Here is a 14,827-nt window from a genome sequence, read left to right on the forward strand (position 1 = left end):
GTCACGGCGTCAGTGCATGCTAGCAGGGGAGTTGCCCGCTGCTCCCGCGGGCGGGGAGCCCGGGAAAGGCCTGGCAGCGGCTCAGTGCCTGTACGGCAGAAACAGCTATTCTCCGACCGCTAATGCGTCTGCAAACCGCCACCGCTCGTCGCGCGCCTGGCACAGGGACGCCCGCAGCTCCGGAGCGGCGGCAGCATCGACAACGGTCCAGGCCAGGGCCAGAGCCGCATCCATTACGGCCGAGTCGGCTTCCGGGCCGCAGGTTTCATCGGCAAATGCGGCAGTATGCGGCATTCCTTGTGATCCGAGCACTGCAATGACCGGATGGATGGCAGGCATCGCCTGCGACACGTTTCCCATGTCAGTGGAACCGCCTCCGCTGCCGCCCGCGGGCGGACGGATCAGGGTGCGGCCCGTCGCAGAGAGGTTCCGGTTCCACAGTTCAAGAAGGCCTTCATGCTGCCTGAGCGGGAGGTAGGCAGGGGACGGCTGCTCGGTTGACCAGCTGCATCCGGTGGCCAGCGCTGCCCCTTCGCAGGCCAGCAGGACCTTATGTGCAACGTCGTTTTGGATGGCAGCATCCCGGGCGCGCACTTCGAGTGTCAGTTCTGCATGTTCTGGAATGACATTGATGGCGGAACCGCCGGCGGTGACGAGGGCATTGATGCGGACGCCGTCAGGCAGCTGCTGGCGCAGCAGGCCAATGGCCACCTGTGCCACGGTTGCCGCATTCAGGGCATTGACCCCGGCTGACGGTGCAACTGCGGCGTGCGAAGCCTTTCCCCGGAACTGTACGTGGAACCGGTCGCAGCCCTGCGACGACGTTCCGGTGCAGTCTATATCCACCCCAGATGTGGGATGGGCCGATAAAGCGAGGTGGGCATTTGCGAAGGCGCCGGCGTTCAACAGCAGAACCTTGCCGCCGCCGTCTTCCTCCGCAGGAGTGCCCAGCAAAACCACCGTCAGATCCAGCTCCTGCGCTACTGCAGCCAGAGAAAGCGCTGCCCCTACGGTGGACGCGGCAATGATGTTGTGCCCGCACGCATGGCCGATCCCGGGCAGCGCATCATATTCGGCGCAGATCACGACTCGAAAGGAACCCGATCCGTAAACTGCTTCCACCGCGGTGGGCAAACCGTAACAGCCCACGACGGTGTCAAACCCTGCCTCTTCAAGCACTGCGGAAACCCTTGCAGCCGAGCGGTGTTCCTCGAAAGCAACCTCAGGATCGGCGTGCAGCTGTGCAGACAGGGCCAGTAGCGCCGACCGATGCCGGGCCAATCGTTCCTGGACAGCCGCCTTGGCGGTGACGGACGTCGTCGTCGTGCTCATGCTTTGTGCTCCTTCTGGGGCGGTGCGGACGGGGTTGATTCAGTGCCGGCGCTTTGCGGTGCGCGGTTTTCGTCAGTGCCGCGGAATTTCAATGCCACCAGTGCCAAGACGAGCGACAGAACTGCGCAGATGCCCCAGACCAGGAGATAGGACGTGTTACCGGAAGCGGTCGTGGTCTCGCCGTCAATCTGGAGGGTCACCAGGAAAGCGGACATGACCAGAGCAAATACGGCACCGCCCACCGACCCGGCAGCGGTCCGCGATGTGTTGTAGAGGGCTGAAGCGACTGCGACAGAGTCCTCAGGTGCTTTTTTCACCACAATTGCCGGAAGGACGCCGAGGATTAATCCGTTGCCGAAGGCGCCGATCAGCATTGCGGACAGGAAGGGGACCGTGCTGGCAGAGACGCCGATCATGGCTGCATACGACAGGACGCCCAGCAGAGAGCCCAACACTACGGTGGATTTAGCGGTGATGCGGGCGGCGATTCGGTCGCCGAGGGTGGCACCGGAGAAGGTGGCCAGTGCCAGGACCAGGAACACGATGCCAACACTGGCTGCATCCAAGCCAAGGCCGAATCCGTGCGTGTCCGGGTTGGTCATGATGAACAGCGCGCCCGCAGTCTGGGAACCGAACATCTGCGCACCAAACAGGGATGCGCCCAGAATCGGCAGGCCAATGCCGGAGGTGGTGAGCACCTGAAGATCGACGAGGGGATATTTAACCCGGCGCTCCACCTGCAGCCACACGGCCAGCAGCACAAGTCCGAACACGATCGAGCCGATGGTCAGGCCTGAAGTCCAGCCCCAGTTGCTCGCGTTTGCGATGCCCAGCAGCGTGGACAGCAAGCCGGTGGTGAGAAGGGCTGCACCAGGCCAGTCAACGGTTCCGGCGCTTCGCAGAGTGGTTTCGGGGACCAGCCACGCAACAACGGGAATGCAGAGGAACATGAACACCGCCGGCACCAGGAGAACGATGGTCAGGTTGTCCACCATGGCCAGGAGGATGCCGGATACCATCGCCCCGATCGCTCCGCCCACGGTCAGCGCGCCGACCAGCTTAGCGATGCTGCGGCCGGCGGTTTCCTCGCTCTTGCTGCGGACGATGGCGAACTCGAGAGGGAGGAAGGCCCCCAGTGGTGCCTGCAGTGCACGGCCGAGCAGCAGGATGCTGAAACTTGGCGCAAAGGCAACGATCACCGACCCGACTGCCACCAGGGTGACGGTGACCAGCAGCAACCGTTTGTGGCCGTAGAGATCACCCAGCTTGCCGATGATCGGCACAAACGCGACGGTCATGAGCAGGTAGACCACGCTGACCCAATTCAATGCTGCGTCACCAACATTGAATTCGGTGCCGATCCGGGCCAGCAGCGGCGGAAACCAGCCCTGCAGCAGGCCGGAGCCGAATTCCATGACAATCAGGAAGCCGACGGCGCCGCCGGCTGCCGTTGCCTTGGCGCCTGCTATGGGAGAGGACTTCATGCTCATCCGATCTGTCGGGGGGGGGGCGTGCTGGTATCGTCGTCCCCAAAATACAGATATTGTCCGTTACAGGGCTTGGATTGCATGATCAAGACAGAGGATGAGGTACCAGTGCATGATTATGATCTAAATCCGTTGGATTTAAGGATTATCAACGCCCTGCAAATCGCCCCGCGGGCACCGTGGGCACAGCTGGCCCCTGTCATCGGGGCTGACCCCGCCACCCTCAACCGCCGATGGCAGGATCTGAGCGCTTCCGGCGCGGCGTGGATCAGCACCTTTGATCCGTGCAGCTGGGAAGCGGGCGCGCTGGTGGAGGTCAACTGCCATTCGGGAGCGAACCAGCGTGTTGCCTCCGCACTGGCGGAAACGCCGGAAGCCATCGGTGTGGATCTCACAGCGGGTGGACGTGACTTAGTGGCCACTATCGCCGCTCCCAGCGAAGCGGCGCTGTGGACTTACCTGTTGGAGGAGCTGCCGTTGATCCAGGGAATAGAATCGGCCCGGAGCCACCCGATTGCGCGCAACATCTACGAGGCCAGCTCATGGCGGATCCGGGCGCTGGACGCCAGTGAGACGAAGCAGGTGCAGCGCCTGGCAACCGTCACCGGCAGCAGGGCAACAGGACGCAACCCAGCATTGGAACAGGAGATCATCGCGGTCCTGAACCAGGACGGACGTGCTCCGGCGACGGCCATCGGGGCTGCCTTGGACCTAAGCCCCCGCCACATACGTGACACCATGGCGCAGATGGCAGCTTCCGGGCGGATGAATCAGCGCACCGAGGTGGTGCGGGCTGGGTCGGGGTGGCCGGTGAGTGCCTGGTATTTCCTGCGTGTTCCTGCCTCCAAGCTGGATGGTATTGCAGTGCGGCTGCGTCAGCTCGAGGAGCTCCGCGTGGTTACGCACACCATCGGGCCGTATGACCTGATTATGGGCGTCTGGCTGAAGAGCCTGGCGGAAATCCAGCGCTTGGAACAGCAACTGGAAGTGAAGCTGCCCGGGGTTTCCACGGTGGACCGGTCCGTTGTTATGCGCAGCGTGAAGCAGTTGGGGCAGATCCTGGACGCTCGAGGGCGGGCCACCGGACGTAACAACCTTCATGCCGTTTAGCGCTCTCCCGCGCCGCCGCGCCGTAGGATGCAATCATGAGTTTGTCTCGCCCGGCATCCGCTGCCGGCAACAGCGTCAACGCCAGCGTCAATGATGACCCGGACCCGGACCAGCCCGCAGGCGCGTATGAACCGCCCCTGCTGCACCCCATCCGGCAGATCGGGGAACGCACTCTCGACTTCCGCCGCCAGGTGGCGCTCATGGCCATCATCAACCGCACCCCGGACTCGTTTTACGACGCCGGACGCACCTTTGCGCTGGATGCGGCAGTAGGCGCAGCGGTACAGGCAGTGCACGACGGCGCCGACTGGGTGGATATCGGCGGCGTTCCGTTTGCCCCCGGGCCGGCGCTGGCCGCCGCGGAGGAAATCGCCCGGGTGATCCCCGTAATCCAAGCTGTTCGGGCGAGCTCTGACGTGATCATTTCCGCGGACACGTTCCTGCCGTCAGTTGCCGAAGCAGCCATCGCCGCCGGCGCCACCGTCATCAATGACACCACCGGCCTGGCCAATCCCGATCTTGCCCGCGTAGCCGCAGACGCCGGCGTGCATCTGGTGATCACGCATAGTCTGGCGGCTCCGCGCACTGCCTATCCCCGTCCGCAGTACGGTGACGTGGTCGCTGAAGTGGCGGAGTTCCTGCGGCGGCGGGTTGGATATGCCCAGGACCTGGGGGTTTCCCCGGAGAAGATCATCATCGACCCGGGCCACGACCTTAACAAGAACACCCTCCATTCCCTCGAGCTCACCCGCCGGCTCGCCGAAATCGCGGCACTGGGCTATCCGGTGCTGGCCGCGGTCTCCAACAAGGACTTTGTCGGCGAAACCCTTGATGCAGCGAAACCGGACCGGGTGGAGGGATCCCTCGCTGCGGGCGTCGCCAGCATTATGAACGGCGCCAGAATCCTTCGGATGCACAACGTTCCCGCCGCATCCAGGGCCATCCGAATGACCGAGGCCATCCTCGGCTGGCGGGCTCCCGCCTACCTTCGCCACAATATGGGCGAGTTCAACGAGACGGCCGTGCCGGCATGACCGTGCCGATTACCGCTGCAGGTCCTGCCAGGCAGCTCAGCGATGATGACCTGCTGGCAGCCTATGCGTGGGATATGGCCCAGGCACCGCCGGGCCGACCGCACTTCCGGTTCAACTTTGTGGCATCCGCTGACGGCGCCGCCGCAGTGGCCGGGCGTTCCGGCGGCTTGGGGGACGGCGCGGACCACCGGGTGTTCGGGCTGCTCCGGCGCACCGCCGACGTGCTTCTGGTGGGGGCGGGCACGGTACGCGCCGAAGGATATGTGGGTGAACTTTTGGAGGCGGAAAGCCAGGCCTGGCGTACCTCCCGCGGAATGGCCTCCCATCCGGCAGTCGCGATCGTCTCCGGACGGCTGGACCTGGACCCGGACGGACCGCTCTTCGAGCAGGCTCCGGTGCGGCCGTTGATCCTGACCGCAGCCACCGCCGCGGCAGAAAGGAGGGCCGCGCTGGAACGTGTTGCCGACGTCGTCGTGGCAGGGGAACGGGCCGTGGAGCCGAAACATGCCGCAGGCGTCCTCGCGGAACGAGGATTTGACCGGGTGCTCTGTGAGGGTGGCCCGCAGCTCTTTGGCTCCTTCCAGGCTGCGGGCCTCGTGGATGAATTGTGCCTGACGATCAGCCCGCTTCTGGCGGCGGGCAGCGCCCTGCGCATCACCGCCGGAGCACCCGAGGCAGCGCCGCCGCGCCGCCTGGAACTGATGCAGGTCCTCCGCGGCGGCGACACACTGCTTCTGCGGTACCGCAGTGAACCGCCCGCCTGACGCCGGGGGACCGGCCGCCCTCGATGAGGCGACCCGTGCCCGCGTGCAGCGCCGAACCCTGACAGTGGTCATCATGAGCCAGGTCCTCGGCGGGGCAGGACTGGCCGCCGGCGTCACGGTTGGTGCCCTTCTGGCGCAGGAAATGCTGGGCTCTGACGGCCTCGCCGGTCTGCCCGCGGGATTGTTCACTCTGGGCTCCGCGCTGACCGCGTACCTCGTGGGACGGGTGACCCAGCGGTCAGGCCGGCGGGTGGGCCTCGGGGCCGGATTTGCCGCCGGCGGAGCGGGTGCCCTGGGAGTGGTCCTGGCCGCCGTCGTCGGCAGCCCGGCGCTGCTGTTTGCCGCACTTTTCGTTTATGGGGCGGGCACCGCCACCAACCTGCAGGCCCGCTATGCGGGCACTGATCTGGCGCCGCCGGCGCGTCGCGGCCAGGCAATCAGCATTGCCATGGTCTCCACGACGCTCGGCGCGGTGGCCGGTCCCAACCTGGTCACGCCCATGGGCCGTCTGGCCGACGGCCTGGGTATCCCTGCCCTGGCGGGTCCCTTCCTGCTGGCCGGAGCAGCGTACCTGGCAGCCGGCGTCGTACTGCTGGCGCTGATGCGCCCCGATCCGTTCCTGCTCGCCCGACGGTTGAACGCGGGAGCGGCCGACGACGCCGCTGCCGCCGCGGGTGCGGCGGCTCCGGCTCCGGCGCGGCCGGGAAACGGAGCGTATGCCGGCGCAGCCGTGATGGTACTGACCCAAATCGCCATGGTGGCCATCATGACCATGACGCCGGTTCACATGCGGGTCCACCATCACGGACTGGCCGACGTGGGCCTCGTGATTGGCATTCATATAGGGGCGATGTACCTGCCCTCCCTGGTGACCGGCGTGCTGGTGGACCGGGTGGGCCGGCTTCCCATGGCGGCGGCTGCGGGCGTAACCCTGCTGCTCGCCGGAGTCACGGCGGCCCTGGCGCCGGGAGAATCGCTGGGCCTGCTGATCCTCGCCCTGGCGCTGCTGGGCCTGGGCTGGAACTTCGGCCTCATCGCGGGCACGGCACTGGTGGTCGACCACACCGCGCCGGAGACCCGTCCGCAGGTGCAGGGCAGAATCGATGTGCTGGTGGCCCTGGCCGGAGCCGGCGGCGGCATGCTGTCCGGCGTCGTCATGGCCGGAACCAGCTACGCCACGCTTGCCTTGTCCGGCGGAATCCTGGCTCTGCTGCTCATTCCCGTGCTGGTCTGGGCGCGGCGTACCTCAGTGGTGGAGGCTGCGGGGCGGTAACCGGCCGTCAGGGATCGGTTCTCATTCGAACGACACAGCCGGTAAGGCCCTGCACCCCAAAATGGTCCAGGTTGCGTCGAATTCGGCGGGGAAGCCTGCCGCGGGCGGAGGGTCCGGACCTAGGCTGAACACTGCAGCAGGACCACCGAACAGGCGGAGCTTCGTTGGGGTTTCGCCAATGACAGGGAGCAGCAACATGTGCACAGGCATCAGGTTCACGGATGGCAGCGGCAACCTCTATTTCGCACGCAACCTCGACTGGACGTCCGACTTCGGGGAGCGCGTGGTGGTGACGCCCACCGGATATGCCACCAAGTCACCGTTTGGCGCGGTGCCGAAGATTCAGCACGCCGTTATGGGCATGGGAATTGTGCAGGAGGACACGCCGCTTTACTTTGACTGCGGCAATGATGCCGGCCTGGCCGTTGGCGGGCTCAACTTCCCGGGCTATGCGCAGTATGCGCCCGAACCTGTCGAGGGCAAGACGAATGTTCCCGCCTTTGAATTTCCGCTCTGGGTAGCCTCCCAGTTCGCCACGGTTGACGAGGTGGAGACGGCACTGGAGAGCGTCGTCATTGTGGACCGGCCGATTAATGACAAGTACCCGAGCTCGCTGCTGCACTGGATTATTGGCGATTCCAAGCGTGCCATTGTTGTGGAGCACACGAGCGAGGGTATGCAGGTGTTCCACAACGACGTCGATGTCCTGGCGAATCAGCCCGGCTTCAACTGGCACCATGAAAACCTGCGCAACTACCTCAACGCGTCACCCGACTTCCCGGAAGAGGTGGTGCTCAACCAGGCACACCTGGTTCCGTTCGGATCCGGTTCGCTGATGCGCGGGATTCCCGGCGACTATTATTCGCCGTCGCGGTTTGTGCGCGCGGCCTACGTCAACGCGCACTATCCGCAGAAGACCACCGAGGAGGAGAACGTCAGCCGGGCGTTCCATACCCTCCAGCAGGTCGCGATGGTGGAGGGCAGCGCCGCCATGGGGGACGGGGAGTTCGAGAAGACCACCTACACCGGTCTATTTTCGGCCCGCACCATGACGTATTACTGGAACACCTACGAGGACCCGGCAATCCAGAGCGCCGCAATGTCCAGCTACAAGACCGACGGATCTCAGCTCGTGGTGGTCTAGCATCGGGCACCTGATCCGCGCCTGGTTACTCCAGGTCGTAGACGCGGGCTGGATCGCGCTCAAGGATGCGGTCGCGCATCTCAAGCTTGAGGACCTCCAGATGCGCCAGTTCGGCGGCAGTTTTGTCCGGCTTGGCAGTTAGTTCGATGAACTCATCCGCCACGATGCCGTCATCCCGGAGCACGCAGGTCACAGAGGCTTCCGGGGTGCTCAGCTCGAAGACGTAGCGGGCCAGGGTGTTGCCCCGCTCCGGGCGGGCCAGTTCAGGAAGCACCGCGTAGCGTTCCCCGGTGACCGCTCGGGTGACGAGCTCGAAAGCGTCCCGGGCGCCGGGCCCTCCGAACGGGGTGCGCACCCGGATATCGCGGCGCTCGACCCTGCCGTTCCCACTGCGGGCTGCGAGCTCCGGCAACGCCCGTCCCAGTGCCGCGAAGGCATGCGCCACACCGCCGGGAAATCCCGGTCCGTGGTACTTCATGCAGTCTGCGAAGGTGAAGTCCAGCTGCACCCCGTCCTCCCACACGGTGAGGGTCCGGCCCGGGTTGGGGATCGGCGTCGGTTCGGGGCGTTCGGGTGTTGGGTGGTTGGACATTCTGCCGCCTCGTTCTCACTAATGGGGGTAACTGTTGAGCGCCATCAATTCTATCGAGTCAGCAATGATGGTCTCTGACGTTGATGCAGGCCGGCGCCGGCCAGGCTAGCCTCCCGATCCATCAGGACCGGATCACTGTTGTCTGGCTCGCCGCCGTCGGGCACGATGTACCCCCCCGCCTATCTGAACAGGAGAGAATCATGCCCACCAAAATCACCTTCGTCATCGACAACCCCGGCGATCCCGAAGCCTTCGAGTCCGCTTATATAGGCATCAAAGACAGTGCCAAGCAACTGCCGAAGCTGCGCCGGTATGAGGCAGGGAAGGTCTGGCCGAAGGAAAACGGCTCTCCTACTCCGGCCCACCGGACCCTGGACCTTTATTTCGACAGCTACGACGACGCCTCAGCCGCCGTGACGACCTCGGCGGCTGCCGACCTGTTCGGTCAGTTGACTGCGACGGGAACAACGTTCAAGGCACTGTTTTCCGACATCGAAGAAAGCTAAAGCGGGGCGCCGGGGCTGGGTGGGGCGCCGGGTTAGGCTGCGGTGTCCTTGATGACGGTGTAGGAAGCGACGGCGTTGGGTGCCTGCAGGCCCGGAGCCTGGTCATCGGAGTGCGAGGGCTTTGAAGGAATCCGATTTCAGCCACGCGAAGAAGTCTTCCTTGGAGTCGGACATGGTGTCGGGGAACTTTGTTCCGGTGCTGTGATTGTCCACTGCGTTCCGCTCAGCGGCGTTCTCGTCACGGTGCCGGGGAAGGTGCGGCCCATGACAGGCTGGAGACTCAGCGCGGACTCCCACACTCAGAGACAGAACCGGTCAAAACAACCGTGTAGCCCGTTTCCCTGGTTTTGCTGAGGCAACTTGATCTCTGCAGCATTTCCGCGACAAATCCCGGTGCTAGCGTGACCACACGGCTGGCCCCTGCCACCCGGAAAATGAGCACAAAGGAGTGCACCGTGAAATCACCATCAACACTGTCCGGTTTCTTCATGGCCGGTCTTTTAGCCGCTGCACTGAGCTTCCCAACGGCTGGTGCGGTGATGACAAATCAAACCGACCAAGCACCAATCCCGGGTGATGAAGCCAGCTCCAACGCTGTCGGCCCGGACCACATTACGGGGCGAACACGGCCCTCAACACCATGGATCGGCAGCTGGGCTGCCGCCATGACACCCGCCGGAGCGGCGGACAGCATCTCCGGAAGCGGGTTTACCGACGCCACACTCCGGCAGACCGCCCATCTGTCCATCGGGGGAGACAGCTTGCGGATCCGCATCAGTAACGATTTCGGCACCACCCCGTTGGTGGTTGGCTCAGCCACAGTATTTCCCGGCTCTGCCGCTGAGGACCCGGACCCGGGCCAGCTGCGTCAAGTGACGTTCGACGGCGCCGAATCAGTGACTATCCCAGCGGGTGCCGAGTGGGTCTCCGATCCGGTGCAGCTGCCGGTGAAAAGCAACTCCGATCTCACGGTCAGCATGTATCTGCCCGGCCCAACAGGACCGGCGTCCGTCCACAGCCTTGGAATGGCGACGTCGTACCGTGCGGCAGGAAACGCAACCTCCGGCCCAGCGGAGTCGTATGACGTGCTGGACACGTCACGGTACTTCCTGGAAGGAATAGACACGTCTTCAAACGCACTTGGTTCGGTGGTCTTCTTCGGCGACTCGATCACAGACGGATATGCCTCGACTGTTGATGCCAATCGGCGGTACCCCGATCAGGTTGCCGACCGATTGCTCCGTCGGCCCGAGGCCCGGCAATGCGGTGTGCTCAACTCCGGAATCAGTGGCAACCGGGTGTTGGAGGATGCAGGTACCGCCGGGATCTCGGCGCTGGCACGGTTCGAGGATGACGTCATTGACCAGACGGGTGTGCGGAGCGTGGTTCTCCTTGAGGGGATCAATGACATAGGCCGGACAGGCGGAGCGCTGGACCCGGCTTCACTTATCGCCGTTTATCGGCAGTTCATTGACCGTGCCCATGACCATGGCATCAGGGTGGTTGGTGCCACATTGACCCCCTACGGCGGTGCCGGCTACTACAGCGACCAGGGCGAGCAGGACCGCCAGGCGGTGAACTTCTGGATCCGTACGTCCGGAGAATTTGATGCCGTCATCGATTTCGACGCCGCGGTCCGGGACCCCCGTGACCGCAGCCGCATCCGGCCCCAGTTCGATCCCGGTGACCACCTGCATCCCAATGACGCAGGCTACGCGGCCATGGCGTCAGCGGTTCGCCTTCAGGACATTTGCAGCCGCTAGCAAACGAGGACTTTGGGGACCGCCCGAAGGGGTGGTTCCCAAAGTCATGCAATCCAACGGGTCCGGGTCGATTCAGCCGTCGGGAGCGCAGACAATGTAGCCCCGTGTTGCATCCAAGATGAAACAGGGGAGAGGTTCCCACAACACGTGAGATGTCATGTGTCGAAGCCAAAATGGGGTGAAAGCCGCGCCACAGCGTACCCTTGACTCTGTGAAAACCTTCGAAGACCTCTTTGCCGAGCTGAGCAAGAAAGTTCAGGACCGCCCCGCCGGGTCACGCACCGTGGCCGAATTCGAGTCGGGCGTCCATGGCATCGGTAAGAAGGTTGTTGAGGAGGCCGCCGAAGTATGGATGGCCGCCGAATACGAATCTGATGCCGAATGCGCCGAAGAAATCTCTCAGCTGCTCTACCACCTCCAGGTCCTGATGCTCGCCAAAGGCCTGACCCTGCAGGACGTCTACAAGCATCTCTAGCCGCGCGCTGACCTCAGTCAGTGTGTGGCCCGCCGGTCGAATTACTCCCTTTAGCAGCGACAAAACTTCCAGCGAAAGATGCAACCCATGCTCCGTGTAGCCGTACCCAACAAGGGTGCCCTGTCCGAATCCGCCTCCGCCATGCTCAACGAGGCGGGCTACCGCCAGCGCCGCGACAGCCGTGAACTGGTCATGGTGGACCCGGACAACGACGTCGAATTCTTCTTCCTCCGCCCCCGCGACATTGCCGTGTACGTGGGCGCCGGAACGCTCGACGTCGGCCTCACCGGCCGTGACCTCTTCCTCGACGCCCAGGTGGATGCCGAGGAATTGATGAGCCTCGGCTTCGGCGCCTCCACCTTCCGCTTCGCCGGCCCCGTGGGGGACTTCACCACCATTGACCAGCTCGAAGGCAAGCGCGTGGCCACCAGCTACGACGGCCTGCTGCGCGCCTACCTGGCCGAACGCGGCATCACCGCCTCCGTGGTCCGGCTCGACGGCGCCGTGGAATCCTCCGTGCGCCTCGGTGTCGCCGACGCGATTGCCGACGTCGTCGAAACCGGCACCACCCTCCGCGCCGCCGGCATGGAAATCTTCGGCGAGCCCATCCTGAAGTCCGAGGCCGTGCTGATCGGCCGCAAGGACGCCGAGCACCCGGCCGGCCTGGACGTGCTAATCCGCCGCCTGCGCGGCGTCCTGGTGGCACGCCAGTACGTGATGATGGACTATGACGTGCGCCGCGAGCTGCTCGAGGAAGCCGCCGCCCGCACCCCCGGCCTGGAATCGCCCACCGTTTCCCCGCTGCAGGACTCCGACTGGGTGGCCGTGCGCTCCATGGTCAAGCGCACCGACACCAACCGGATCATGGACGAGCTGTACGACATCGGCGCCCGCGCCATCCTCGTCAGCACCATCCACGCCTGCCGGATCTAGGGGAGCGCGCCATGAGTGTTGCCATCCGTGTCATCCCCTGCCTGGACGTTGACGCCGGCCGCGTGGTCAAAGGCATCAACTTTGAGGGCCTGCGCGACGCCGGGGATCCGGTGGAACTCGCGCACCGGTATGACAAAGCCGGCGCCGACGAGCTGACGTTCCTGGACGTCACCGCGTCCTCGGGCAACCGGGACAACGTGTTCGACGTCGTCTCCCGGACAGCGGAGGAAGTGTTCATTCCGCTGACGGTCGGCGGGGGAGTGCGCGGCATCGCGGACGTGGATAAGCTGCTGCGCTCCGGCGCGGACAAGGCCTCCATCAACTCCGCCGCCGTCGCCCGCCCGGATGTCATCGACGAAATCACCCGCCACTTCGGTTCGCAGGTGCTGGTGCTTTCCGTGGACGCCCGGCGGACGCACGACGGCGCCACGCCGTCGGGGTTTGAAATCACCACCCACGGCGGCCGCCGGGGAACCGGGATCGACGCCGTTGCCTGGGCCCGCGAAGCCGCCGACCGGGGCGTGGGGGAGATCCTGCTGAACTCCATCGACGCCGACGGCACCCGCGAAGGCTTCGATATCGAAATGATTCGGGCCGTGCGCGCCGCGGTGAAGGTTCCGCTGATCGCCTCCGGGGGAGCCGGCAAGCCGGAGCATTTCCCGGCCGCCGTCATCGCCGGTGCGGACGCGGTTTTGGCTGCGTCGGTGTTCCACTTCGGGCCCGACCATGCCATCGCCGACGTCAAGCAGGCCATCCGCGAGGCTGGGTTCCCGGTCCGCTAGGACGCTCACGCTAAGAAGCGTCCCCTCCAGCTAGGGTGGCAGCATGGGGATATATACACGCTCAAGCGTGCTGAGCGTGGGCTCTGCAGTGCTGGTGCTGGCAGGCGCAATGGTATGCGCCCTGCCAGCCCTGTGGCTCGGGATGAATCTTGGGTATTACCCCAGCCGGATGGTGTGCACGCCGGAAACCGGTTACGGCTCCGGCTGCTACGAGGGGGGAATGGAGATTGCATTCGTGATCTTCTCCTTTGTGTGGCTGCCCTGTGCCGGCGTCTCGTTGTATGCGACTCTCCGATTCCGGCAGGTCGGCACGTGGGTCCAGAGATGGTGGCCGTTTTTGGCCTTCTCAGTCGTGACGGTCCTCATCGTCGCCGCCGGCATGATTTCTGCCCTCAGCGATCCCTACGCATATTTCTAATCCGGCTCCTTTGGGCGCTCACTTTCGGCTTGGGCGGAGGAAGCGGCGCAGCTGCCGGGTGCAGCGGAAATAAACGGAGTCACAGTGGACTTGTGTCTTAAGTGCCCTACGGCACTGTTCCCCCAAAGCATGGAGAAATATGACTACCGCACGCGCTTACGCTGCCACCTCGCCCACCGATGATCTGGTCCCCACCACCATTGAACGGCGCGACGTCGGTGCCCACGACGTCCTGATCGACATTGCCTACGCCGGTGTCTGCCATTCCGACATCCACACCGTCCGCGGCGAGTGGGGGCCCATCAAGTATCCGCAGGTGGTGGGCCACGAAATCGTGGGCACTGTCGCCGAGGTCGGCTCCGACGTTACCCGCCACAAAGTCGGCGACCGCGTCGGCGTTGGCTGCATGGTCAACTCCTGCCGCGAGTGCGAGAACTGCAAGGCCGGGATGGAGAATTACTGCCTCAAGGGCAACACCGGAACCTACACCGCCGTGGACCGCGACGGAACCATCACCCAGGGCGGGTATTCCACGTCCATCGTCGTCGTTGAGGACTTCGTCCTGAGCGTGCCCGAAAGCATCCCGTACGAGGCAGCAGCTCCGCTCCTGTGCGCCGGCATCACCACCTACTCGCCCCTGGCACACTGGAACGCCGGACCGGGCAAGAAGGTGGCAGTGGTCGGCATGGGCGGACTCGGCCACATGGCCGTAAAGATTGCCGCCGCCATGGGCGCTGAGGTGACCGTGCTGTCGCAGTCGCTGAACAAGCAGGATGACGGCCTGCGGTTTGGTGCCGAGCACTATTACGCGACGAGCGATGCGGGCACCTTCGAGAAGCTGGCCAACACGTTTGACCTGATCATCAACACTGTCAGCGCTCCGGTGGACATGCAGCAGTACCTGTCCCTGCTCCGCCTGGACGGCACGATCGTCAACGTTGGCGCCCCGCCCGAGCCGCTGCCGGTCTCCGTGTTCGCCCTGATGGGAAACCGCCGCTCCTTTGCTTCTTCGGGCATCGGCAGCATCGGCGAAACCCAGGAAATGCTGGACTTCTGCGCCGAGCACAACATTGCTCCGGAGATTGAATTGATCGACGCCGCCGAAATCAACACCGCCTACGACCGCGTGCTGAAGTCCGACGTCCGGTACCGCTTCGTCATCGACGCGGCCACTATCTAGGTCTCACCACCGTAGAAGCAAAGGCGTCCCGCCG

Annotated in this window: 15 protein-coding genes; 12 read left to right on the plus strand and 3 right to left on the minus strand. The window is 64.5% G+C overall.

Annotated elements, in window-relative coordinates; translation table 11 throughout:
- Positions 1 to 105: 105 nt before the first annotated feature.
- Both CXR03_RS07965 and CXR03_RS07970 read right to left on the minus strand, forming a co-directional pair.
- A complete protein-coding gene (locus CXR03_RS07965) occupies positions 106 to 1,332 on the minus strand; it encodes a M20 family metallopeptidase (protein ID WP_104103213.1) in 1,227 nt (408 codons plus the stop codon).
- Complete coding sequence (locus CXR03_RS07970; protein WP_104103215.1) at positions 1,329 to 2,822, minus strand: MFS transporter; 1,494 nt, start codon at positions 2,820 to 2,822, stop codon at positions 1,329 to 1,331. The genes CXR03_RS07965 and CXR03_RS07970 overlap by 4 nt, the downstream gene beginning before the upstream one ends.
- Positions 2,823 to 2,927: 105 nt before the next feature.
- Between CXR03_RS07970 and CXR03_RS07975 the strand changes: the two genes are divergently transcribed.
- The 5 genes from CXR03_RS07975 to bsh all read left to right on the plus strand — a co-directional run bounded on the left by CXR03_RS07975 (position 2,928) and on the right by bsh (position 8,144).
- Positions 2,928 to 3,929 (plus strand): Lrp/AsnC family transcriptional regulator, encoded by a 1,002-nt coding sequence (locus tag CXR03_RS07975; RefSeq protein ID WP_181034526.1) that lies wholly within the window; start codon positions 2,928 to 2,930, stop codon positions 3,927 to 3,929.
- Between the two features lie 35 nt (positions 3,930 to 3,964).
- A complete protein-coding gene (folP, locus tag CXR03_RS07980; RefSeq protein ID WP_104103218.1) occupies positions 3,965 to 4,963 on the plus strand; it encodes a dihydropteroate synthase in 999 nt (332 codons plus the stop codon).
- Positions 4,960 to 5,727, plus strand: coding sequence for a pyrimidine reductase family protein (locus CXR03_RS07985; RefSeq protein WP_104103219.1), 768 nt, complete (start codon positions 4,960 to 4,962; stop codon positions 5,725 to 5,727). Before folP ends, CXR03_RS07985 begins: the two co-directional genes overlap by 4 nt.
- Positions 5,711 to 7,000 carry an MFS transporter gene (locus CXR03_RS07990; RefSeq protein WP_258073552.1) on the plus strand — a complete coding sequence of 430 codons (1,290 nt, stop codon included), beginning with the start codon at positions 5,711 to 5,713 and terminating at the stop codon, positions 6,998 to 7,000. The genes CXR03_RS07985 and CXR03_RS07990 overlap by 17 nt, the downstream gene beginning before the upstream one ends.
- Positions 7,001 to 7,196: 196 nt before the next feature.
- Entirely contained in the window at positions 7,197 to 8,144 is a 948-nt protein-coding gene (bsh, locus tag CXR03_RS07995) for a choloylglycine hydrolase (RefSeq protein WP_104103221.1), read from the plus strand.
- Positions 8,145 to 8,169: 25 nt separating this feature from the next.
- Here the strand turns inward: bsh and CXR03_RS08000 are convergent, their stop codons facing one another.
- Entirely contained in the window at positions 8,170 to 8,736 is a 567-nt protein-coding gene (locus CXR03_RS08000) for a hypothetical protein (protein ID WP_219816212.1), read from the minus strand.
- 200 nt (positions 8,737 to 8,936) lie between these two features.
- Between CXR03_RS08000 and CXR03_RS08005 the strand changes: the two genes are divergently transcribed.
- The 7 genes from CXR03_RS08005 (at position 8,937) to CXR03_RS08040 (ending at position 14,793) form a co-directional block, all read left to right on the plus strand.
- Entirely contained in the window at positions 8,937 to 9,242 is a 306-nt protein-coding gene (locus CXR03_RS08005; RefSeq protein ID WP_104103222.1) for an EthD family reductase, read from the plus strand.
- 539 nt (positions 9,243 to 9,781) lie between these two features.
- Positions 9,782 to 11,005, plus strand: coding sequence for an SGNH/GDSL hydrolase family protein (locus CXR03_RS08015; protein WP_104104042.1), 1,224 nt, complete (start codon positions 9,782 to 9,784; stop codon positions 11,003 to 11,005).
- 211 nt (positions 11,006 to 11,216) lie between these two features.
- A complete protein-coding gene (locus tag CXR03_RS08020) occupies positions 11,217 to 11,480 on the plus strand; it encodes a phosphoribosyl-ATP diphosphatase (protein ID WP_104054518.1) in 264 nt (87 codons plus the stop codon).
- An 87-nt stretch (positions 11,481 to 11,567) separates the two neighbouring features.
- A complete protein-coding gene (hisG, locus tag CXR03_RS08025; RefSeq protein WP_104103224.1) occupies positions 11,568 to 12,413 on the plus strand; it encodes an ATP phosphoribosyltransferase in 846 nt (281 codons plus the stop codon).
- Positions 12,414 to 12,424: 11 nt separating this feature from the next.
- Positions 12,425 to 13,195, plus strand: a complete 771-nt coding sequence (gene hisF, locus CXR03_RS08030) for an imidazole glycerol phosphate synthase subunit HisF (RefSeq protein ID WP_104103226.1) — start codon at positions 12,425 to 12,427, stop codon at positions 13,193 to 13,195.
- A gap of 43 nt (positions 13,196 to 13,238) precedes the next feature.
- Complete coding sequence (locus CXR03_RS08035; protein ID WP_104103227.1) at positions 13,239 to 13,613, plus strand: hypothetical protein; 375 nt, start codon at positions 13,239 to 13,241, stop codon at positions 13,611 to 13,613.
- A 139-nt stretch (positions 13,614 to 13,752) separates the two neighbouring features.
- Complete coding sequence (locus tag CXR03_RS08040; protein ID WP_104103229.1) at positions 13,753 to 14,793, plus strand: NAD(P)-dependent alcohol dehydrogenase; 1,041 nt, start codon at positions 13,753 to 13,755, stop codon at positions 14,791 to 14,793.
- The last annotated feature ends 34 nt before the right edge of the window (positions 14,794 to 14,827 follow it).

Origin of the sequence: Arthrobacter sp. 08Y14 (genome assembly GCF_002929455.1) — a bacterium.
Classification (GTDB): Bacteria; Actinomycetota; Actinomycetes; order Actinomycetales; family Micrococcaceae; genus Arthrobacter_B; species Arthrobacter_B sunyaminii.

What these genes read in the sequence shown, in the direction of transcription:
- CXR03_RS07965 (WP_104103213.1), bottom strand. Translation starts at nt 1,332, where the DNA reads ATGAGCACGACGACGACGTCCGTCACCGCCAAGGCGGCTGTCCAGGAA.
- CXR03_RS07970 (WP_104103215.1), bottom strand. Translation starts at nt 2,822, where the DNA reads ATGAGCATGAAGTCCTCTCCCATAGCAGGCGCCAAGGCAACGGCAGCC.
- folP (WP_104103218.1), top strand. Translation starts at nt 3,965, where the DNA reads ATGAGTTTGTCTCGCCCGGCATCCGCTGCCGGCAACAGCGTCAACGCC.
- CXR03_RS07985 (WP_104103219.1), top strand. Translation starts at nt 4,960, where the DNA reads ATGACCGTGCCGATTACCGCTGCAGGTCCTGCCAGGCAGCTCAGCGAT.
- bsh (WP_104103221.1), top strand. Translation starts at nt 7,197, where the DNA reads ATGTGCACAGGCATCAGGTTCACGGATGGCAGCGGCAACCTCTATTTC.
- CXR03_RS08000 (WP_219816212.1), bottom strand. Translation starts at nt 8,736, where the DNA reads ATGTCCAACCACCCAACACCCGAACGCCCCGAACCGACGCCGATCCCC.
- CXR03_RS08005 (WP_104103222.1), top strand. Translation starts at nt 8,937, where the DNA reads ATGCCCACCAAAATCACCTTCGTCATCGACAACCCCGGCGATCCCGAA.
- CXR03_RS08015 (WP_104104042.1), top strand. Translation starts at nt 9,782, where the DNA reads ATGACAAATCAAACCGACCAAGCACCAATCCCGGGTGATGAAGCCAGC.
- hisG (WP_104103224.1), top strand. Translation starts at nt 11,568, where the DNA reads ATGCTCCGTGTAGCCGTACCCAACAAGGGTGCCCTGTCCGAATCCGCC.
- hisF (WP_104103226.1), top strand. Translation starts at nt 12,425, where the DNA reads ATGAGTGTTGCCATCCGTGTCATCCCCTGCCTGGACGTTGACGCCGGC.
- CXR03_RS08035 (WP_104103227.1), top strand. Translation starts at nt 13,239, where the DNA reads ATGGGGATATATACACGCTCAAGCGTGCTGAGCGTGGGCTCTGCAGTG.
- CXR03_RS08040 (WP_104103229.1), top strand. Translation starts at nt 13,753, where the DNA reads ATGACTACCGCACGCGCTTACGCTGCCACCTCGCCCACCGATGATCTG.